We start from the raw sequence: 19552 nt of genomic DNA on the forward strand, positions 1-19552 counted from the left end.
CTACTAGGTACGGGCGAATCATGGTCCAGTCTTGACACGTGGCGCGATCTGGGATTACCTAATGAACATTCGGTAAATAAAGCTGGAGGCAATGACGCATGGTTGAAACAACCCTCTCCGGTGCACAGCACCACATCCTGACGAACGACTACGCGTCCGAATGGATGGGCATCGAGGTCCTCAAGCTCGACGACGGCCACGCCACCATCCGCATGCATCTCCGCAAGGAAATGCTCAATGGGTTCGGCATGGCACACGGCGGAATGATCTTCGCGTTCGGCGACACCGCCTTCGCACTGGCCTGCAACCCGGCCAACCCCACGCCAAAGCAAGCCGCCAACATCACGGTGGCGTCCGGCGTCGATATCAACTTCATCAAGCCGGCGTTCCAGGGCCAGGTGATCACCGCCGTCGCAAACCGCCGCGCGAGCACCGGCCGAAGCGGCCTTTACGACATCCAGATATATGCGGCTTCCCCGGACGAAGACGCCTCTGATCCCATAGCTTCCGATCCCGCTAGCGGGGAGCTCATCGCTGAGTTCCGTGGCCGCAGCCGCACCATCTCCAAGAAGTAGGAAACCCATGACGCAGAACACCGTGGCCGCACCCGCAGCATCCTCAACCAAGGAAACCGCCCCAGTGCTTGACCGTGAAGAAACCATCTCCCGCGACGAACTCGAGGCCTTGCAGCTCACTCGCCTCCAGCACACGGTGGCGTACGCCTACGATCGCGTGCCGCTGTACAAGCGCAAGTTCGACGAAGCAGGCGTGCACCCCACGGATCTCCGCGAGTTGAGCGACCTCGGCAAGTTCCCCTACACCACCAAGGAAGACCTCCGGCTGGAGTACCCCTTTGGTATGTTCGCCGTCCCGCAGGACCAGGTGGCGCGAATTCATGCGAGCTCCGGCACCACCGGCCGCCCCACCGTTGTTGGCTACACCAAGAACGACCTCGCCAACTGGGCGACCCTGGTGGCACGCTCCTTCCGCGCCTCCGGCGTCCGGCCCGGGATGAAGGTCCACAACGCCTACGGCTACGGCCTGTTCACCGGCGGCCTCGGCGCGCACGCGGGTGCTGAAGCGCTCGGTTGCACCGTCATCCCCATCTCCGGCGGTCAGACCGAACGCCAGATCCAGCTCATCCAGGACTTCAAGCCGGACGCCATCCTGGCCACTCCCACCTACCTGCTCACCATCGCCGATGCCATGCAACACCAAGGCATCGACCCCACGTCCACTTCGCTCAAGTACGCCGTCCTGGGCGCCGAACCGTGGACCGAAGAAATGCGCCACGAGCTTGAAACCACCATGAACATCAAAGCCTCGGACATCTACGGGCTCTCCGAAGTCATGGGCCCGGGCGTCGCCGGCGAAGCTGTTGAAACGCAGGACGGCTGCCACATCTGGGAGGACCACTTCCGCCCCGAAATCATCGATCCGTTCGACCACTCGACCGTGCTGGCCGACGGCGAACCCGGCGAACTCGTCTTCACTTCCCTCACCAAGGAAGCGTTGCCGATCATCCGCTACCGCACCAAGGACCTCACCCGCCTGCTCCCCGGCACCGCACGCCCCGCGCACCGCCGCATGGGCCGCATCACCGGCCGCAGCGACGACATGATCATCCTTCGCGGCGTGAACCTGTTCCCGTCACAGATCGAGGAAATCGCGCTCCGCATCCCCGAGCTCAGCCCCCACTTCCAGCTCGAAATCACCCGCCCCGAAGGCAAGCGCATGGATTCGCTGACCGTCAAGATCGAGCGCCGCGAGAACGTCCCGTCCGAGGCAGGCACGACGGCGGCACACACCTTGCGTGAGCAGATCAAGATTCACGTCGGGTCATCTTGCGTAGTTGACGTCGTGGAGCCCGGCTCCCTTGAACGGTCCAACGGCAAGCTTCGCCGGATCTACGACATGCGACCCAAAGGCTGAGCGCCTTCCCCCGTTGAGATCGTGAGAAAATGCCAGCATGCCTACTGAGACCACCACCAAGCGCGGACGGCCCGGTTATGACCAGCAGTCGGTGCTCCGCATCGCCGTCGACGTCTTCAACCGCCACGGGTACGACGCAACGTCCATGGGCATCCTGGCCGAAAATCTCGGGATCTCGAAGTCAGCCATCTACCACCACGTGCCGTCCAAGGGCGATCTGCTGAAGCTCGCCCTGGACCACGCGTTGGGTGGTCTTGAAGCCATCCTGGAGGAGCCGGCCGCTACGTCCGGGCCCGCCGATGCTCGGCTGGAGTTCGTACTGCGGCAGACCATTGCGGTGCTGGTGGACAGGCTCCCCTTCGTGACCCTGCTGCTGCGATTGCGGGGCAACACGGAGATCGAGCGTGATGCACTGGAACGTCGCCGCGCCTTCGACCACAAGGTGGCCGAGCTGATTGCCGCTGCCCGCGAGGATGGCTCGCTGCGCCAGGACATCGATCCGCGCACCGTCACACGCCTCCTGTTCGGTACCATCAACTCGATCGTGGAGTGGTACAAGCCGGGCGGCTCGCTGTCCCCGGAGAAGCTCGCCGACGACGTCATCACCATGGCCTTCGACGGCCTCCACACGGCCGCCTGACCGTCTCTCACATCCCTCGGGCTTCCCACCGTCCCTCTCTCACATCCCCCGGACTCCCGGCCGGCCCTCTCTCACATCCCCCGGACTTCCCGCCGATCGTCTCTCACATCCCTCGGGCTTCCCGCCTGTCGTCTCTCACATCCCTCGGACTGCGGGCTTTCGGCCGATCGTCTAGGAGCCGGATCCGCCGGCGGACACCCCTCCTGACCATTGGTCCCCCGAACGCGAAACGCCCTCCCACGTAACGTGGAAAGGCATTTCGTCGTAGGTGGAGAGCCACTCCCTCAAGCCCGCGGGACGTGAGAGAGCGACACCCTCAAACCCGCGGAACGTGAGAGAGCGACCCCCTCAAACCCGCGGGACGTGAGAGAGCGACCCCCTCAAACCCGCGGAACGTGAGAGAGCGACACCCTCAAACCCGCGGGACGTGAGAGAGGGTTATTTCTCTACGAGGGTGAGGACGTCGTACGTGGCCACGATTTCGTCGTTCTGATTGGTCAGGACGGCGTCCCAGGCCACCTCACCGTATTCGTCGGTCTCGCGGGGGGTGATCTTCTTGGCCGTCAGCGTGACCCGGATGGAGTCGCCGGCTGCAACAGGGGTGATGAAGCGCAGGTTCTCCAAGCCATAGTTCGCCAGTACGGGACCCGGAGCTGGCTCAACAAAGAGCCCGGCAGCCCAGCTCAAAAGCAAGTAACCGTGGGCCACAATACCGGGGAAGAACGGGTTGGCCTCGGCGGCTTCCTGGTTGGTGTGTGCGTAGAAGGTGTCACCCGTCGAGTTCGCGAAGGCAGTGATGTCCTCAAGCTTGACCTCGCGAAGGTCCGAGCGAACAGCGTCACCGATGCGGAGGGTGGAGAGGTGCTTCCGGAACGGGTGCTCCCCCTCGGTTTCTACGGTGAAGTTCCGGTCAGCGCCCGTGTGCCAGAGGCCCGTAACGGCGGTCAGCATGTTGGGGGAACCCTGAATGGCCGTGCGCTGCATGTGGTGCAGGACGGATCGGATGCCGCCCAGCTCCTCGCCGCCACCTGCGCGGCCGGGACCGCCGTGAACCAAGTGTGGGACCGGGGAACCGTGGCCGGTGGACGAGCGCGCGTCTTCACGGTTGAGCATGTGAACGCGGCCGTGGTGGGCAGCGATGCCCACCACCAGTTCCTGCGCCACGGAAGGATCGTTGGTGCACACCGATGCCACCAGGGAGCCAGAGCCGCGGGCTGCCAGACGGATGGCATCGGCGAGATCCGAGTACCCGATCACCGAGGACACCGGACCGAAAGCTTCGAGTGAGTGGACCTCTTCGGCTTCAGCGTCTGCCCAGCTCAGGAGGACCGGCGACATGAAGGCACCGTCTTCCACTACGCCCACGCCGCCACCAACGGAGGTGACCGACGGCGAATCGAGAGATCCGTACGCAAGCTCACCACCGGCGTCGAGCATTGACTGAACCGCCGCACGGACGTCGGCGAGCTGTTCCAGCGACGCCAAGGCGCCCATGGTGACGCCATCGGCGCGCGGGTCGCCAACCACGACGCGTTCGTTGATTCGCGCACCGACGGCAGCAGCGACGTCGGCCGTCAGCTCCTGCGGGACGATAACGCGGCGGATCGCGGTGCACTTTTGGCCGGCCTTGACGGTCATCTCAGTGACCACCGCCTTGATGAAAGCGTCGAACTCCGGGGTGCCCGGGACGGCGTCGGGCCCGAGGATGGCGGCGTTGAGGGAGTCGGTCTCGGAGGTGAAGCGGATGCCGCCCTGCACCACGTTCTTGTGGCCCTTGAGCGAGTTGGCAGTGGATGCCGAGCCGGTGAACGAAACGAGGTCGCGGTAGTCGAGCTCATCAAGGATGGTGCGGGCAGAACCGGAGATCAGCTGAAGGGAGCCTGCCGGGAGAATTCCCGACTCGACGATTGCCTTGACCGCCGCAGCGGCAACGTAACCCGTGGGCGTGGCCGGCTTCACGATGGTGGGGACGCCGGCGAGGAACGCCGGAGCGAACTTTTCCAGCATGCCCCAGACCGGGAAGTTGAACGCGTTGATCTGGACTGCGACGCCGGGAATCCTGGTGTAGATGTGCTCGGCGACGAACGATCCGTCCTTGGACAACGTCTCCATGGGACCGTCCACCACAACCTGTGAGTTGGGCAGCTCGCGGCGGCCCTTGGAGCCGAACGTGAAGAGCACACCGATGCCGCCATCGATATCGATCATGTTGTCGATCTTGGTGGCACCGCTCTGCGAAGAGGATTCGTATAGTTCCTCGCGGCGGCCGTTGAGGTACATGGCAAGCTCTTTGAGCTTGAGCGCGCGCTGGTGGAACGTCAGCTTCCCAAGTTCAGTTTGCCCGGTGGTGCGGCCGTAATTTACGACGGCGGCGAGGTCCAGTCCGTCGGTGCTGACGTTGGCCAGCACTTCGCCGGTGCTGGCATCACGGACCGGGACTTTCCTGACGTCGGCTGCCGGCGTCCACCAAGCATCCTGGACATAGCTGGGGACGGTTGCAACGGCTGTGGTTTCCGGGGCGACTGCGGTAGTGGTCATCGTCGACGGGTCCTTCCAAGGCACGTGAAATCGGCACGGTCCCTGCTGACTGGAGTCAACATTACTGACCGGCCGTTCGGTAATATATACAGGGTACATGAATGCCCGGTGGAGTACAGCAGGAATTTTGCTGCTTGGTTGGAGCACAACGAAGGGCCGGCCTCCTTGGTGGGAGACCGACCCTTACTTGTACAGGCTTGCGACCGGTGACTCGGCTAGATGGCGCCGAACTTTGCGTCAAACCTGAACATGAATGCTGCCATCGCATCTCGGTTCACGGGCAGCAGCGGCTTGAAGGACTTGCCAGCTGATTCGGCCCAACCCGTTGAGATGCCCTGAGCTGCAAGCCAGGTGATCTCCTTGTAGAACTGAGCGCCGACAGGAACATCAACGAATGGCGAAGTTGCCGGCGCGGTGAACTCGGGCTGCTCAGCCAAGCGGTACATGAAAGCAGCCATGGCATCTCGGTTCACAGGCTGCAGGGGCCGGTAGGTCTTGGTCTTGTCAGCCTCTTCCCAACCCGTGGAGATGCCTTTGTCAGCAAGCCAGGTGATCTCCTTGTAGAACTTGGCGTCCGTGGGGAGGTCAGCGAAGGGAGAAACAGCAGGCGGCGTGAACTCAGGCTCACCCGACAACCGGTACATGAACGCAGCCATGGCGTCACGATTCACCGGGGTCAGGGGCTGGTAAGTCCTGGACCCATTGGCTTCCCAACCGGTGGAGATTCCTTCGTTGGCCAACCAGAGGATTTCATTCTGGAACTGGGCGCCTAGGGGAACATCGTCAAAGCCCCGGGTACCCTGCGTCGCAGTCGCGTAGCTCAGCGTGCCAAGGTCCGTATTCTGGCCTACGAAAGAGGAAACGGACCGGGCGTTGGCCTCTGCAAGGACGTTGCCGGAGAAGATCGGACCGGACTCACCGGCAGGTTCCGCTGAGACAAAGTAGAGTCCCGTGGTCAGGCCGGTGACCTTGAATGTCCCGTCTGCTGCGGTGTAGGAGAATCGGGTGACCAGAGACTCATCCTTGGTGTAAACGTTGACCCGCACACCGTTCAGGGGAGTACCAGTAGAGCCCAGAACCTTCCCAGTCAGCGTTCCTCCCTGGCGAACGGTTGCGTTGACGCCGGAAACGGCCTGTCCTGCACCCACAGTCACTGGAGTTGCGTGAGCCGCGCCCCCGGACTCCGGGAGGTTCTTATACAACTGGGCCTCGTAATTGGAGATGAATCCCTTGGTCCGGTTGAACTGAACCTTGTACGCACCCGGCAACAGGTTCTTCAGCGCGTAGGTGGTCTGCGACGTTTCCATGACCGTAGACGCTGCAACAGTGCCGTCTTGGGCAATGGCAGTAATACTCATGCCCGGACCACTCATCGTGGGGCCCGGAGCAGGTGCGCCCGCGATGGAACCCGCGATAGTGGCGGCCGCAACGGCAGAGTCCTGAATGCCCGCGAGCTGCTGCCCTTCAGTCACTGTCACCGACGGCGAACTGCCGGCAGAGGCCACACCGCCGTGCCACATGGTGGCCCACTTGTCGCTGAATGACGCGAAGCGAAGCTTGTAGGTTCCGGCTTCCAAACCGCCGATGGTGTAGTTCCCCAACTTGTCGGCACTAATCCACGCCGATCCCACGAACTCATTCTTGGTGTAGTCAGGCCCGGCCTCAAGGCTGACCTGCCCGGTGAAAGCGGGCATACCCGCTGGAACCGAGATATTGCCCGAGACCATCGCAGCGGGCTTCAGCGTCTGATTGATGCCAGAGGTAGTGGCCCCCGCTGAAACGCTGACGAGCGTTCTTGAACCATCCGGAGAGGTTGAGTAATAGGCCCCGACTACCGGAGACGGGGATTCGAAGTAAGAGAAATTTACCCAGTGGTTAACCGCGGGAAGTCCACTGACCGTGAACGTTCCATCCGAGGCCACACTGGCCGTTTGATAGCCACCGATTTCCGGGCCAGCGAAGACTGTTACCTTGGTGACATCCACACCCGCAGGCACGGTGACCGTTCCTGAGATACTGCCCGTAGTTGCTGCAAACGCCGGGGATGCGATCCCGGCAGGCAAGGCACCCAAGATGAGTGCTGCTAATAGAGTGAGAGCGAGCCGAAAACGGCCGCGAGAATAACCCCTCATGGGTCCCCCATGTTTCATGCGAACGAAGGGGCCGCAAATGGCGGCCCCTCGCGATCCTAATGGAGAAATCCAATTATTCTAAACGCCGATGTTATTTGAATCCGCCAAGCCAGAGCCTAGCCAGAAAGGGTTTGCTTCCATCGAAATGGAGCCAACCCTTTCCGGTTGATTCGTAGGCTAGATGGAGCCGAACTTTGTGTTGTAGCGGAACATGAACGCCGCCATCGCGTCCCGGTTCACCGCCTGCAACGGCCGATACGTCTTTGACCCATCAGCCTCGGTCCACCCGGTGGAGATCCCCTGAGCTGCAAGCCAGGTGATCTCCTTGTAGAACTGCGCCCCGGAAGGCACGTCCGCAAACGGCGACACCGCAGGAGCCGTAGACGCAGGCTTACCCGCCAACCGGTACATGAACGCCGCCATCGCATCACGGTTCACCGGCTGCAACGGCCGATACGTCTTGGACCCATCAGCCTCAACCCACCCGGTGGAAATCCCCTGCGCCGCAAGCCAAGTGATCTCCTTGTAGAACTGGGCACCAACAGGCACATCCGCAAACGGCGACACCGCAGGAGCCGCAAACGCAGGCTTACCCGCCAAGCGATACATGAACGCCGCCATCGCATCACGATTCACCGGCTGCAACGGTCGGAACGTCGTAGACCCGTTGGCTTCGGTCCAGCCAGTGGAAATCCCCTTCTCAGCAAGCCACGAAATCTCAGCAGAGAACTGCGCACCCACCGGAACATCCGAGAACGACGGTGTCCCTTGAGAGGCCGTGGCATAGCTCAGCGTCCCAAGGTCCGTATTCTGGCCGAGTGCAGCAGCAACGGTCGTGGCGTTGGCTTCCACCCGTGTGTTGCCGGAGAAGATCGGGCCCAGCGGCCCGCCGAGCATGTTGGCTGCCACCAGGTAATTCCCGGCGCTGAGCCCAGTCACTTTGAACGTTCCGTCTACCGCTGTTCGGGCAGCCCGGGTGACCAAGGAACCATCCTTTGTGTATACGCGGACCGGGACGTTCTCAAGAGGGGCGCCGTCAGCGCCCACAACCTTGCCCGAAGCCGTACCGCCGGTACGTGTGGTGGCATCAATATTCGCAGCGTTCTGCCCTGCCGAGACTGTCACCGATGTAGCACCTCCGGCGCCACTGGACTCGGGGAGGTCCTTGTAATACTGGGCTTCCTGGGTAGTAGTCACACCACTTGAGCGATTGAACTGGACTTTGTAGCTTCCAGGGAAGACGTTATTGACGGTGTACCCAGTGGCAGGATTTGAAGCGGACGCCCCTCCGACCACAGTTCCATCCGCGGCAACAGCAGTGACATATTGATTGGTGCCGCCAGCCACCGAACCCGATATTGAACCACCTGCAACAGCCGTGTCCTGGAGTCCGCCGAGCTGTTGCCCCTGGGTGACCGTCAGGGTCGGCGAGGTGCTGAATCCGGCAACGCCACCGTGCCACATTTGCGCCCAGGTGCCGCCGAACGGCCTGAAGTTGATTTTGTACGTCCCAGGCTCAAGCCCCCCGATTGCATATTCGCCGCTGGAGTCCACGTCGCCAATGTAATCGGACCCTGCCGAAGCGTTGAGCGAAAAGTCCGGACCCTTCATGACCATTACGTACCCAGAGAAGGCGGGCGAGTTGGCTGGTACCGAAATCTTTCCTGAAATGATGGCGGCAGGTTTGAGCGCCTGGTTTATTCCAGGTGTGGTCTTCCCCTCAGCCACCGCTACCAGCGTTGCCGTGTCGAAGCCGCCACCCGGATAGTAGGCATCCACCACAGGAGATGCCGTGTAGTTGACGTATCGGAACGAAACTTTGTAATTGCCAGTCGCCAGCGCGGTGACCTTGAATGTCCCGTCCGCCTTAACAGCGCCGTAGCCGGAGCCCCCGTTGTCGCTGTACGCGTTGACGTAGACCTTGGTGGGATCCGCGCCAGCTGGAACGGTCACGCTCCCGGTGATGATGCCACCAGTTTTGAGCGTCTGATTAATACCTGCGACGGCGGCACCCTCACCTACGGTAATAAGTGTCGCGAGGTTGTAGTCGACGGAGCCGTAGTACGTGCCGTACACCGATGGCACTTCCGTGTCCTCCCGGAAATCAACCTTGTACTGGCCGGCCTCCAGCCCGGTAAGGCTGTACTGTCCACTGCTGTTGGCATACACGGATTTGTAGCTTGGTCCGCTGCTGCTCACCCGAATCTTCGTCACGTCCACGCCAGCGGGCACCGTGACGGTCCCTGAAATACTTGCTGTGGCTGCCGCCAGTGCCGGGGATGCGATTCCGGCCGGCAGCGTGGCAAGGATAATTCCTGCCACTAGTGTTAAAACGAGCCGAAAACGGCTGCGTGAGTTGCCCCTCATTTGACCCCCATGTTCGATGCGAACGAAAAGGCCGCATAACTTGCGGCCTGATCGCGATATTAGGGTGCGTCAATGGGGTTCGTCGATACGTTGTTCTTATATGAAGTGAAGATTCATACTCTGGGCGTTTCCGCGCGGGAACCGCCTAGCCCCGCCTGAGCAACTTCCGCACCAAAAGCATGGGCTTCTTCAAGAACTCCCCCACGCTGGTCCGCACAACCACGGTCTGGTTCAGCGCCTCCAGGCGTTCCAGGATGTGGTCGAGCTTGGCTGCGGACTCGTCCAGGCGTCGCTGCTGGGCAACGATGAGTTCCTCTTGCTCAGAAAGCACGCGCGTCAGGTAAAGCATGGTGCCGAGTCCACCCTGCGCGGCTTGGTCGCGGAGGTAATCGTCGCGGACCAGGGCGTCGTACTGTGCATGCTCAGCAACCTTCGCGAAGATGCTGTTACTGTGGTGCCCTGCGGATTCCGGCCGCTGCGACCAGAAGGCGAGAGGTTCGCCGTCGAGGAAGCCAACGCGCGAGTGGCTCAGGACGCGAAGGTGGAATTCCCAGTCGCCCACCACCGGCAGGTTCTCGTTGTAGTAGCCAACATGATCGTGAAGATTGCGTCGGTACAGGAAAGATATAGGCACCGCGCGGTTGATCTTGAGCATGTCTGCCAGCGTTATCTGCCGCATGTCGGCCCAGAAGATTTCGCGGCGGATGGGCTCGATCTTGTCCTCCACAAGCTCCTCGATGACGATCTCGGTACGCACCATCACACCGCTTTCAGCAGCGTGCGCGGGATCGTCAAGGTAGGCCACTGTGCGGGCCAGGAACTCGGGGGCCCAGAAGTCGTCGTCGTCATGAATCACCACGAACTCGCCGGAACCGGCCTTGAGGCCAGCGTTGGATGCCCCCTCCATGCCGGCTGACTCAGCATGGTGAATGGTGGTGATGCGGGACCGTTCCGCTTCCGACCGCTGGGAGGTGAGGTGTTCGACGTCGGCCGGGTTACCGCCGTCGTTGACTATCACCAGCTCGAAGTCCTGGAAGGTCTGGGCGAAGATGTCATCCAAAGCACGTGCCAGGAAGATGGGTCGGTTCTTGGTTCGGGTCACGATGGTGACGCGGGCGCCGGAAGTCATGCGGATCCATCCATGTCAGAGATTAGTCAACTCTGCATCTTAGCAGCGCTGGCTACTCCGAGTTTTGCCCGGACGGCGGTCAACTCCGGACCGGAAACGCCGTTATCTGTCAGGAACCCGGCCGCATCCAGCGACGCAAGGAATGCCCTCAGACTCGCCCGCCGCTCGGTCAACATGGCCTCCAGCGCGGTCTCGGACAGGTAGGGATCGTGGGCATGCGGCGCCCCGTGGGTGCGGTGCCGCTCGTTGATCCCCCGCGCTGCGAGTTCGTATCCGTGCACGATTTCCTCATCACCAACCCCGGCCAATCGCTGCAGGATCAAAGCGATCACGCCGCTACGGTCCCTTCCCGCCGAGCAGTGAACCACCACCTTGCCGGGCGACGCCGCAATGGCTTTGAAGACCGCCGCGATTTTGTCAGCAAACAGCTCAAGATAATCACCGTACTGCGCAGGGTCCTTCAGGTACGGGCCGAAAAGCTCGCTGAAGTCCCGATGGTCCGGATCTTCCGTTGGGCAATGCACGACGTCGATACGCGCCTTCACGTCGTCCGGCACCTCTGGATCGGTGTCGCGTTGCCGCCGCTCGCGCGAGGCGCGGAGATCGATCACGGTGCGGACGCCGTCGTCGTACATCTGCTGCCACCCGGCTTCCGTGACCCATTCGTGGCGCCCCATCCGGTACACGTCCCCGGCGATCGGCCACGCGTTGACGGCGCCGTCCCAGTGGACGCCCTGGTGAGCTGAAGTCGTCCCATCCATAGGAGCCAGCTAAGCACAAAGTTTGGGAATGAGGTCTTGCGGAGGCTGAGTGACCCATGTCATACTCGTTCTCGATGCGCATCGACGATACGTATCGACAAACCACAGGAAATGTTCAGCAGAGAGCACAAGGAGGTCAGGGCATGCCCACCAGCAAGGACGTTGCCCAAGCCGCCGGAGTAGCTCAAAGCACGGTCTCCTACGTTTTGAGTGGCAAGCGGCCGATCTCCGAGAAGACCCGCAAGAAGGTTGAAGACGCTATTCAGCAGTTGACCTATCAACCCAATGCCGGCGCTCGTGCCCTTGCCAGCCGCAAAACCCGGGTCATCGGCCTGGTGATCCCCTTCATACCCGAACTGCACATGGCTTCGATCATGGAGTTCGTGTCCGTCATCGCCAACACCGCCAGACTCTATGATCACGACATTCTCCTGGTCACAGAGGACGAAGGCGCACCCGGGCTGAAGCGCGTGGTGGGCCAGCAGATTTGCGATGGCCTGATCCTCATGCAGGTTGAAGGGGATGACGAACGCCTCCCCGTGGTTCGCAGCCTTAACGTACCCGTGGTGCTGATCGGAATCCCGCACGACCCCTCCGGCTTGGTCTGCATCGATGCGGACTTTGAAATGGCCGGGGAACAATGCGTCCAAGATCTGGCAGCGGCCGGACACAGTGTCATTTCTGTGATCGGTTGGCAACCGGAGGTGGTGGAGCGCCACGTAAATTACGTAGAACGCTTCATGTCCGGCACCGACAAGGCGGCCCAAGATGCCGGCGTCCGCGTACTGCACCTGCCAGGCGGCACCGACCGCGATGTCATCGCCACCTCTGTTGACAAGGCTCTTGCCGAAACCACCGGAGTTCCGGCGTTCATTGCACCGGACGGGACCGTCCAGGACGTACTCCGTCGGGTGTTGAACAACCGCGGCCTGACTCCGGGGGTGGATGTCTCCGTCATTGGCAGCGCCTCCCCCACCCTGGCTGAACTCCAGCCCATTCCGCTTTCCACCATTGACCTCCGTCCGGCAGAAGTTTCCCGCCGCGCGGTAAAGATTATTTGTGACCTCCTCGAAGCCGAGAACCACGGACCACACGAATCCCTGGAACTGGTACCTACGGTCATTACGCACCGTTCAAGCACGCTCCGCCCACCCCACGGCAGCTAAGTCCCTCTCTGTAGCCCCCCCGATCCGCATCCCTTTCCGAACTCATCGATACGCATCGTCGATACGCATCGATAAATCGATTCCCAGAAGAAGGAACAGACAATGAAGTCAGCACAAAGGACATCCCGTCCGCTCGCACTGGCAGTGGCCGCCCTGGTCGGCCTGCCGCTGGTCATCTCCGGCTGCGGCACCTCCACCGCCGCTTCGTCCTCCGAGGCCGTCACGGAACTCTCCGTGATGGACTACTACAACAACGAGCCGGACAAGTCGTTCATCGGCGATGCCCTAACCAAGTGCGGCACCCAGCTGGGCGTTACAGTCAAGCGGGAAACTGTCCCCGGGAAATCACTCATTTCCAAAGTTCTCCAGCAGTCCTCCTCCAAGACCCTCCCTGACGTCCTCATGTTGGACAACCCGGATCTCCAGCAAATCGCGGCCACCGGCGCCCTGGCTCCCCTTGCCGATTTCAAAGTCAGCACGGAAAACTTCGCTGAAGGCGTGCTGAGCGCCGGCACGTACAAGGACAAGGTGTACGGCCTGGCACCCACTGTGAACACCATCGCCCTGTTCTACAACAAGGACATCCTGGCCAAGGCCGGCGTCACTCCGCCCACAACGTGGGATGAGCTCAAGGCAGCCTCCGCAAAGCTCACTGCTGGTGACCAGTACGGACTGGCGTTCAACGCCAACCCCACCTACGAGGGCACATGGCAGTTCCTTCCTGTCATGTGGTCCAACGGTGGCGATGAGAAGAAGATCGACACCAAGGAGACCGAGCAGGCACTGCAGCTGTGGACCGACCTGGTCAAGAGCGGTTCAGTCTCCTCCTCTGCCCTCAACTGGACCCAGGCTGATGTCAAAGACCAGTTCCTGGCAGGCAAGGCCGCCATGATGGTCAACGGACCGTGGCAGATCCCGGCGTTGGACAAGCAGCCCACGCTTCAGTACGGCGTAGTGAAAATTCCTGTGCGTGAAACCGGACAGACGTCCGTGGCTCCGCTCGGCGGCGAGGTATGGACTGTCCCGCAGACCGGGAACAAGGCCCGGCAAGCCAAGGCAGCAGAGATGGTTGCCTGCTTGAACAGCGACGAGAACCAGCTCGCCATGGCTACCGCCCGCAACACCATTCCCTCCAAGACCACGCTCTCGGACAAGTTCGCCAGCGACAACCCCAAGCTCGCCACGTTCACCGAGCTGATCAAAACAGCCCGCGCACGCACCGGCCAGCTCGGCGAGGAATGGCCGGCACAGGCCACCAAGATCTACACGGCCATCCAGACTTCGCTGACGGGCAACGCTTCCCCGGCCGACGCCCTCAAGCAAGCCCAGGGTCAGTAGGCAACCTGCCATGTCATTAGCTACCGATTTACCTCATTCAGAAGGGCAGGCCGCCGGCACAGCCGTGAAAACCCGCGGCTCAGGGATCGAAAAGCCGGCACCCAGGCGCAGCAGCCGACAACGCCGCGAGCGCATCTTCCAGTGGCTCTTCCTGGTCCCCGCAGTGGTCTACATGACGTTGTTCTTCGGCTATCCGGTAGTCAAGAACGTGGTCATGAGCTTCCAGGAATACACCACCTCCACGTTCTTCACTGGAGAAGCCCCTTGGGTAGGGTTCACCAACTACGTGACTGTATTGTCGTCGTCGTTGTTCTCAACCTCGCTGCTGAACACCGTCCTGTTCACCATCGGCTCCATTATCGGCCAGTTCGTGATCGGGCTGGCGCTGGCCATCTTCTTCCAGCGCAAGTTCCCGCTCAACGGGATCCTCCGGTCCCTGCTCCTGCTTCCCTGGCTCCTTCCCCTGATCGTCTCGAGTGCTGTGTGGCGCTGGATCCTGGATAAGGACAGTGGCGCGCTGAACCGTTTCCTGGGTGACCTCGGCATCGTCGATACCGGCATTCCGTGGCTCACCAGTACGTCGCTGGCCCTCATTGCCGTGGTGGGCGTGAACATTTGGATTGGCATTCCGTTCAACCTGACCATCCTCTACGGCGGCCTGCAGGAAATCCCGGACGAACTGTACGAGGCCGGATCACTGGACGGTGCCACCGGTTGGAAGGCCTTCCGGCACATCACCTGGCCCATGCTGCGGCCAGTGGTGAGCGTGGTCCTGGTGCTCGGCGTCGTCTACACGCTCAAGGTGCTGGACATCATCCTGGGCCTCACCAACGGCGGACCCGCCAATTCCACACAGACCATCGCGACGCAGTCCTACAACCTCTCCTTCCATGAATTCAAGTTCGGTGAAGGTGCGGCCCTGGGAAACGTGCTGGTGATCATCTCCCTGGTCTTCGCAGTCTTGTACTTGCGGGCCAGCCGACGTGCAGTGGACGAGTGAGGACAGCATGACAACCGTACTGAAAGCCCCCACACTCCGGCGTACCGTCCCAAAACCAACGGGTCGCAAGAACTGGGGCTACACGGCACTTGCCATCTTCTTCCTGGCCATCATGCTGTTCCCGGTCTACTGGATGGTCAACGCCTCCCTGCAACCGAACGGCACCACCTTGGAAACCTCATGGTTCCCCGTGAAGCCCGACTTCACGGGTTACGCCACAGCCATCAACGAGCAAGCAGGCAACCTGGGAACCAGCCTCATCATTTCGCTGGGCAGCGTAGCGCTGAGCCTTGCCATTGCAGCCCCGGCCGCCTATGCCTTGGCCTACTTCAAGGTCCGCGGCGCAGGAGTGGTCCTGTTCGCAATCCTCATCAGCCAGATGATCCCGGGAATTGTGGTGGCCAATGCCCTGTACACCGCTTACAACGATCTCGGTCTGCTGAACTCCATCCCCGGACTGATCCTGGCTGATTCGGCGCACGGCATCCCGTTCGCCATCCTGATCATCCGGGCCTTCATGAACGGCATGCCGGCCTCGGTGATCGAGGCCGCACGGGTTGACGGCGCGGGACACCTCCGGGCGTTCTGGTCGATCGTGCTTCCGCTGAGCCGGAACTCCCTGATCACCGCGGGACTCTTCACGTTCCTGTTCGCGTGGAGCGACTTCCTGTTCGCGCTGACCCTGACCACAACCGAGGCCGTACGACCCGTCACCCTGGGCATCTTCCAGTACATCGGCGCCTACGTGAACGACTGGAGTTCCGTCATGGCGACGGCGGTACTCGCCTCCATCCCGGCCATCGTCCTTTTGGTCGCGGCCCAAAAATTCATCGCCGCCGGCACCACCGGCGGTGCGGTCAAGTAGACCGCTTCCACACCTTCAGAGGAGAAATCATGACTGAGATCCAGCCCATCCGCGTCACCGTATGGTCCGAGAATCGCCACGAGAAGCGCGACGAACTGGTGGCCCGCCTCTACCCGAACGGTATGCACGGCGCCGTCAAGGCGGGCATCGAGGAGAACCTGGGTACCGCCGTCGAGGTCCGGACCGCAACCCTGGACGAACCGGAACACGGCCTCACCGAGGAAGTCCTCGCCAACACCGACGTGCTTACGTGGTGGGGGCACATGTCCCATGCAGATGTTGAGGACGAGATCGTGGAACGCGTCCACCGGCACGTCTTGGCCGGAATGGGCCTGATCGTGCTGCACTCCGGGCACTGGTCCAAGATCTTCACCAAGCTCATGGGCACCTCGTGCACGCTACGTTGGCGCTCCGAGCAGGACCGCGAACTTGTGTGGACCGTGGACCCCACGCACCCCATCGCCAAGGGCATCCCGCACCCCATCGAGATTCCGCAGCAGGAAATGTACGGCGAGTTCTTCGACATCCCCACGCCCGAGGAACTGGTGTTCATCAGCTCGTTCAGCGGCGGCGAAGTCTTCCGTTCGGGCTGCACGTTCCGGCGCGGTCACGGCAAGATCTTCTTCTTCAGCCCGGGCGACCAAGACTACCCCGTTTACCACCACAAGGACGTCCGACGCGTGATCGCCAACGCCGTGGAGTGGGCCGTCTCCGACCGCCCCGAACGCGCTGTTCCGGAGCTGCTTCGCTACGAAACCAATGACTTCTTCAACGGCAAGAGCTACCAGGGAGCCAACGCGTGAGCACGCCCTTCGCTACCATTCCCGACGACGGAACTCCCCTCCGCGTCGTCGTTGTAGGCGCCGGCGGCATGGGACGCGCTTGGCTCCGGACCGTGGAAGAGTCGCCGTTGGTAGAGCTGGCGGGCATCGTTGATCTTGACCTTAGGGCTGCCTCTGAGGCGGCAGCGTCCTTGGGTCGCCCCGACCTCCCCATTGGTGCGGGTACCGCTCGGTTGGCGTCCGACGTCGGCACTCAGGCCGTCATCAACGTCACCGTCCCTGCTGCGCATCATCCGGTGACCACCGAGGCGCTTGCCGCGGGCTTGCCGGTCCTCGGTGAGAAACCAGTAGCTTCCACTGTGTCCCAGGGGCTTTCCCTGGCCGCCGCCGCCGAGCTTCACGGTCAGCTGTTCATGGTCAGCCAGTCCCGGCGATACAACCGCCAGCTGTTTTCGGCCAAACGCCTGTCGTCCGCCCTGGGATCCGTTGGAATCGTGTCAGCCGAGTTCTTCAAGGCCCCCCACTTCGGCGGTTTCCGCGACGCCATGGATCACCCGCTCCTGCTGGATATGGCTATCCACCAGTTCGACATGGCCCGCTTCCTACTCGACGCCGATCCCGTCTCCGTATTCTGCGAGGAGTACAACCCGCCTTGGAGCTGGTATCGCGGAGATGCAGGTTCCACGGCCATCTTCGAGATGACCGGCGGCGAGCGCTTTGTTTTCACCGGCAGCTGGTGCAGCCCTGGCCATGAGACCTCATGGAACGCCTCATGGCGGATCAGCGGTGAGCATGGCACCGTCCTGTGGGACGGCGACAAGGAACCGGTCTCCTCTGTTCCCGTTTCCGGCGATGCTGCCAGTTCTGAAGATCCCGGCCAGGAAATTGCCGGGTCCTTGCGGGACTTCGTGGCCGCTATGCGCACGGGAAGCACCCCGATGGGACGGGTTCACCAGAACATCATGAGCCTGGCCATGGTGGAGGCCGCGATCCTCAGCGCTTCCACCGGCGCCCGCGTTTCCGTGGATTCCCTGCTTGAGGACTCGTACCGACAAGCCATCCTGGCCGAACGCGATCCCGCTGTGCTGGAGGTGCTGAAGTCCTGGACCTCAGTGCGGAGTGCGCTTGCGGGCGAGAGCGTGGCGTTGTGACGGGCACTTCTTTGTGAGCTCGCCGAGGGGTTAGCTCTCGGGGTTATCGCGGGCCTTTTGTCCCGAAAGCCCGCCCCTCGGCGAACGGGCTACTTCTTGGCTAGCTGGGCGGGCTTGATGGTGGACAGGAGGGCTGCAGCGTATGCCTGATGCCCGGCCGGATTTGGATGGAAATTGGCGTCCGGCAGCCGCTCGAACGGGGGCACGGGAGCCGGGACCAGCACAACCCACGGTTCCGCGGAATTGACTGCATGCCCGCGGAATCGTTTGGTCACGTCAACGAACACCGCATTGGCATCACTGGCTTCCACCGCTGCTTCAATAGTCATGTTGAGGGCATCGACGGCCCGGTTGACCTCAATCTGGTGCTCCACGGAAATAATGGGCACGCCGTTGACGGGATCAAAGAGCCTGGGGTAACCCATCACCGCGATGGTTGCATTTGGCGCTGCTTCAGCGAGGTCGTTATAAAACTCTGCCAGCGTCAACTCGAGGCCCGGCAAAAGTGACATGGCACTATTCACAGCAGCCTGGCAGACGACGAGTGTCTGCGTGAGGCAAGCAACCAGGGCATCCCCGCTCCGAATGTCATTAGCACCGGCCGTAATACTGACGAGCTCCGCCGCTGCAAGGTCACTTCCCAGAATGTCTATTTGCTCCGAAACCGATGGAATGGGCACTCCGAGGACAGGGAACAGGAGCGCCCCATGGCACGCCCCGTTCTCCAAAAGGTTCACGCGGCCTGTCTCGGCAACCACATCCACGTAGCCGCCCTCGCTCTGCCAACAAAGGGCGTCTGCGTACAACCCGCCCGCTCCAGTCCCCGCTGTGTATGAATCCCCGAGAGCTACGTAATCAACTGGTGGCGGCGGTGCGGCGGTCGCCGGACTGGCCGTGAATCCTAATGTAAGTGCCAGGGCGGCGAGTCCGCCTGCAAAAGCCAAGTTCCGGCGTCGTGCTCGATGAGTTGCCATGATGCTTCCCCTTCATGCTGCTCTTTGGGGCTCCGGTGATCCATCAAAAGGGTCACTTCGCGGCTCGCCCACCCGTCGGCCGCGTACGGGGCAATGTGTTGGCAAGGTTACGCCTGGCAGGCAACGCGGTATAGACGTCTGGCTACCCTACTTTTGGTAAGACCAGCTATGCGCCGTACTTCGCCAGCCGGAACTCCAGCCCGTTCCGGACCGCGGGCCATTCGTGGTCGAGGATGGAGAACACTACTGTGTCGCGGAGGGCGCCGTCCTTGCTGCGGGAGTGGCTTCGAAGCACGCCGTCCTGTTTGGCGCCAAGCCGGGCAATGGCTTCACGGGACTGCTGGTTCATCCAGTGTGTGCGGAACTCCACGGCCGGGCAGCCCAGCGTTTCGAAAGCGTGCCGCAGGAGCAGCAACTTCGAATCGGGGTTGGTCCCCGTGCCGTGCGCCGACGCGGCGTTCCACGTGGATCCGATCTCCAAGCGAGGCGTCTCGGCGTCGATGTTCATGTACGTTGTCATACCGATCAGCTTGCCCGTCGCCTTGGAGCGCGTGGCAAACGGCACCATGGACCCTTTTGCCTGTAGGTCCAGGCGGCGATCTATTTCCGCGGCCATGCCCTCCGGCGTCGGGACGGAGGTGTACCAAAGCTTCCAGAGATCGCCGTCCCGGGCTGCATCTGCCAGGCCGTCATGGTGTTCCTGGCTCAACGGTTCCAGCGTCACGAATTTTCCGGTCAGGGTGATGGGTTCGATAGAAGTCACCCGGTTAGCCTAAC

16 protein-coding genes are annotated in these 19552 nt (G+C 61.8%); 9 read left to right on the forward strand and 7 right to left on the reverse strand.

Features of this window, described 5'->3' with window-relative positions; all coding sequences use genetic code 11:
* Window positions 1-98: 98 nt before the first annotated feature.
* The 3 genes from KCX59_RS17620 to KCX59_RS17630 are packed head-to-tail and all read left to right on the forward strand — an operon-like array spanning window position 99 to window position 2572.
* Window positions 99-575 (forward strand): hotdog fold thioesterase, encoded by a 477-nt coding sequence (locus KCX59_RS17620; RefSeq protein WP_179017012.1) that lies wholly within the window; start codon window positions 99-101, stop codon window positions 573-575.
* Window positions 576-582: 7 nt separating this feature from the next.
* A complete protein-coding gene (gene paaK, locus KCX59_RS17625; RefSeq protein ID WP_091470559.1) occupies window positions 583-1932 on the forward strand; it encodes a phenylacetate--CoA ligase PaaK in 1350 nt (449 codons plus the stop codon).
* 37 nt (window positions 1933-1969) lie between these two features.
* Window positions 1970-2572 (forward strand): TetR/AcrR family transcriptional regulator, encoded by a 603-nt coding sequence (locus KCX59_RS17630; protein WP_091470557.1) that lies wholly within the window; start codon window positions 1970-1972, stop codon window positions 2570-2572.
* Between the two features lie 438 nt (window positions 2573-3010).
* On the opposite strand, the gene paaZ is transcribed toward KCX59_RS17630, so the two are convergent.
* From paaZ to KCX59_RS17655, 5 genes are all read right to left on the reverse strand, one after another.
* On the reverse strand, window positions 3011-5110 hold the full coding sequence (gene paaZ, locus KCX59_RS17635) for a phenylacetic acid degradation bifunctional protein PaaZ (RefSeq protein WP_179017013.1): 2100 nt from the start codon (window positions 5108-5110) through the stop codon (window positions 3011-3013).
* 215 nt (window positions 5111-5325) lie between these two features.
* Window positions 5326-7242: an S-layer homology domain-containing protein gene (locus KCX59_RS17640; RefSeq protein WP_179017014.1), complete on the reverse strand. Its 1917-nt coding sequence runs from the start codon at window positions 7240-7242 to the stop codon at window positions 5326-5328.
* A 177-nt stretch (window positions 7243-7419) separates the two neighbouring features.
* Window positions 7420-9609, reverse strand: coding sequence for an S-layer homology domain-containing protein (locus KCX59_RS17645; protein WP_179017015.1), 2190 nt, complete (start codon window positions 9607-9609; stop codon window positions 7420-7422).
* A gap of 145 nt (window positions 9610-9754) precedes the next feature.
* A complete protein-coding gene (locus tag KCX59_RS17650) occupies window positions 9755-10738 on the reverse strand; it encodes a glycosyltransferase family 2 protein (protein ID WP_178995088.1) in 984 nt (327 codons plus the stop codon).
* 26 nt (window positions 10739-10764) lie between these two features.
* The gene (locus KCX59_RS17655) at window positions 10765-11499 is read right to left on the reverse strand and encodes a tyrosine-protein phosphatase (protein ID WP_178995090.1); all 735 of its coding nucleotides are present in this window, start codon (window positions 11497-11499) and stop codon (window positions 10765-10767) included.
* A 143-nt stretch (window positions 11500-11642) separates the two neighbouring features.
* Here KCX59_RS17655 and KCX59_RS17660 point away from each other — a divergent pair, with 143 nt between their 5' ends.
* The 6 genes from KCX59_RS17660 to KCX59_RS17685 all read left to right on the forward strand — a co-directional run bounded on the left by KCX59_RS17660 (window position 11643) and on the right by KCX59_RS17685 (window position 17801).
* Window positions 11643-12665, forward strand: a complete 1023-nt coding sequence (locus tag KCX59_RS17660) for a LacI family DNA-binding transcriptional regulator (protein WP_178995092.1) — start codon at window positions 11643-11645, stop codon at window positions 12663-12665.
* Window positions 12666-12767: 102 nt separating this feature from the next.
* Entirely contained in the window at window positions 12768-14003 is a 1236-nt protein-coding gene (locus KCX59_RS17665) for a sugar ABC transporter substrate-binding protein (protein ID WP_091470545.1), read from the forward strand.
* Between the two features lie 10 nt (window positions 14004-14013).
* Entirely contained in the window at window positions 14014-15003 is a 990-nt protein-coding gene (locus KCX59_RS17670) for a carbohydrate ABC transporter permease (protein WP_179017016.1), read from the forward strand.
* A gap of 7 nt (window positions 15004-15010) precedes the next feature.
* On the forward strand, window positions 15011-15868 hold the full coding sequence (locus KCX59_RS17675) for a carbohydrate ABC transporter permease (RefSeq protein WP_178995098.1): 858 nt from the start codon (window positions 15011-15013) through the stop codon (window positions 15866-15868).
* Between the two features lie 29 nt (window positions 15869-15897).
* On the forward strand, window positions 15898-16671 hold the full coding sequence (locus tag KCX59_RS17680) for a ThuA domain-containing protein (protein WP_179017017.1): 774 nt from the start codon (window positions 15898-15900) through the stop codon (window positions 16669-16671).
* Entirely contained in the window at window positions 16668-17801 is a 1134-nt protein-coding gene (locus tag KCX59_RS17685; RefSeq protein ID WP_179017018.1) for a Gfo/Idh/MocA family protein, read from the forward strand. The genes KCX59_RS17680 and KCX59_RS17685 overlap by 4 nt, the downstream gene beginning before the upstream one ends.
* 89 nt (window positions 17802-17890) lie before the next feature.
* Here KCX59_RS17685 and KCX59_RS17690 read toward each other — a convergent pair whose 3' ends face one another.
* Together KCX59_RS17690 and KCX59_RS17695 are read right to left on the reverse strand one after the other, a co-directional pair.
* A complete protein-coding gene (locus KCX59_RS17690; protein ID WP_179017019.1) occupies window positions 17891-18775 on the reverse strand; it encodes an SGNH/GDSL hydrolase family protein in 885 nt (294 codons plus the stop codon).
* A gap of 166 nt (window positions 18776-18941) precedes the next feature.
* Window positions 18942-19538: a GNAT family N-acetyltransferase gene (locus KCX59_RS17695; protein ID WP_179017020.1), complete on the reverse strand. Its 597-nt coding sequence runs from the start codon at window positions 19536-19538 to the stop codon at window positions 18942-18944.
* Window positions 19539-19552 lie beyond the last annotated feature (14 nt).

Source organism: Paenarthrobacter nitroguajacolicus (assembly GCF_051027655.1).
Classification (GTDB): domain Bacteria; phylum Actinomycetota; class Actinomycetes; order Actinomycetales; family Micrococcaceae; genus Arthrobacter; species Arthrobacter nitroguajacolicus.

Bases quoted from the DNA above. Each gene is read 5' to 3' on its own strand.
- KCX59_RS17640 (WP_179017014.1), bottom strand. From the start codon at position 7,242: ATGAGGGGTTATTCTCGCGGCCGTTTTCGGCTCGCTCTCACTCTATTA.
- KCX59_RS17630 (WP_091470557.1), top strand. From the start codon at position 1,970: ATGCCTACTGAGACCACCACCAAGCGCGGACGGCCCGGTTATGACCAG.
- KCX59_RS17690 (WP_179017019.1), bottom strand. From the start codon at position 18,775: ATGGCAACTCATCGAGCACGACGCCGGAACTTGGCTTTTGCAGGCGGA.
- KCX59_RS17650 (WP_178995088.1), bottom strand. From the start codon at position 10,738: ATGACTTCCGGCGCCCGCGTCACCATCGTGACCCGAACCAAGAACCGA.
- KCX59_RS17620 (WP_179017012.1), top strand. From the start codon at position 99: ATGGTTGAAACAACCCTCTCCGGTGCACAGCACCACATCCTGACGAAC.
- paaZ (WP_179017013.1), bottom strand. From the start codon at position 5,110: ATGACCACTACCGCAGTCGCCCCGGAAACCACAGCCGTTGCAACCGTC.
- KCX59_RS17680 (WP_179017017.1), top strand. From the start codon at position 15,898: ATGACTGAGATCCAGCCCATCCGCGTCACCGTATGGTCCGAGAATCGC.
- KCX59_RS17655 (WP_178995090.1), bottom strand. From the start codon at position 11,499: ATGGATGGGACGACTTCAGCTCACCAGGGCGTCCACTGGGACGGCGCC.
- KCX59_RS17670 (WP_179017016.1), top strand. From the start codon at position 14,014: ATGTCATTAGCTACCGATTTACCTCATTCAGAAGGGCAGGCCGCCGGC.
- paaK (WP_091470559.1), top strand. From the start codon at position 583: ATGACGCAGAACACCGTGGCCGCACCCGCAGCATCCTCAACCAAGGAA.
- KCX59_RS17660 (WP_178995092.1), top strand. From the start codon at position 11,643: ATGCCCACCAGCAAGGACGTTGCCCAAGCCGCCGGAGTAGCTCAAAGC.
- KCX59_RS17665 (WP_091470545.1), top strand. From the start codon at position 12,768: ATGAAGTCAGCACAAAGGACATCCCGTCCGCTCGCACTGGCAGTGGCC.
- KCX59_RS17645 (WP_179017015.1), bottom strand. From the start codon at position 9,609: ATGAGGGGCAACTCACGCAGCCGTTTTCGGCTCGTTTTAACACTAGTG.
- KCX59_RS17675 (WP_178995098.1), top strand. From the start codon at position 15,011: ATGACAACCGTACTGAAAGCCCCCACACTCCGGCGTACCGTCCCAAAA.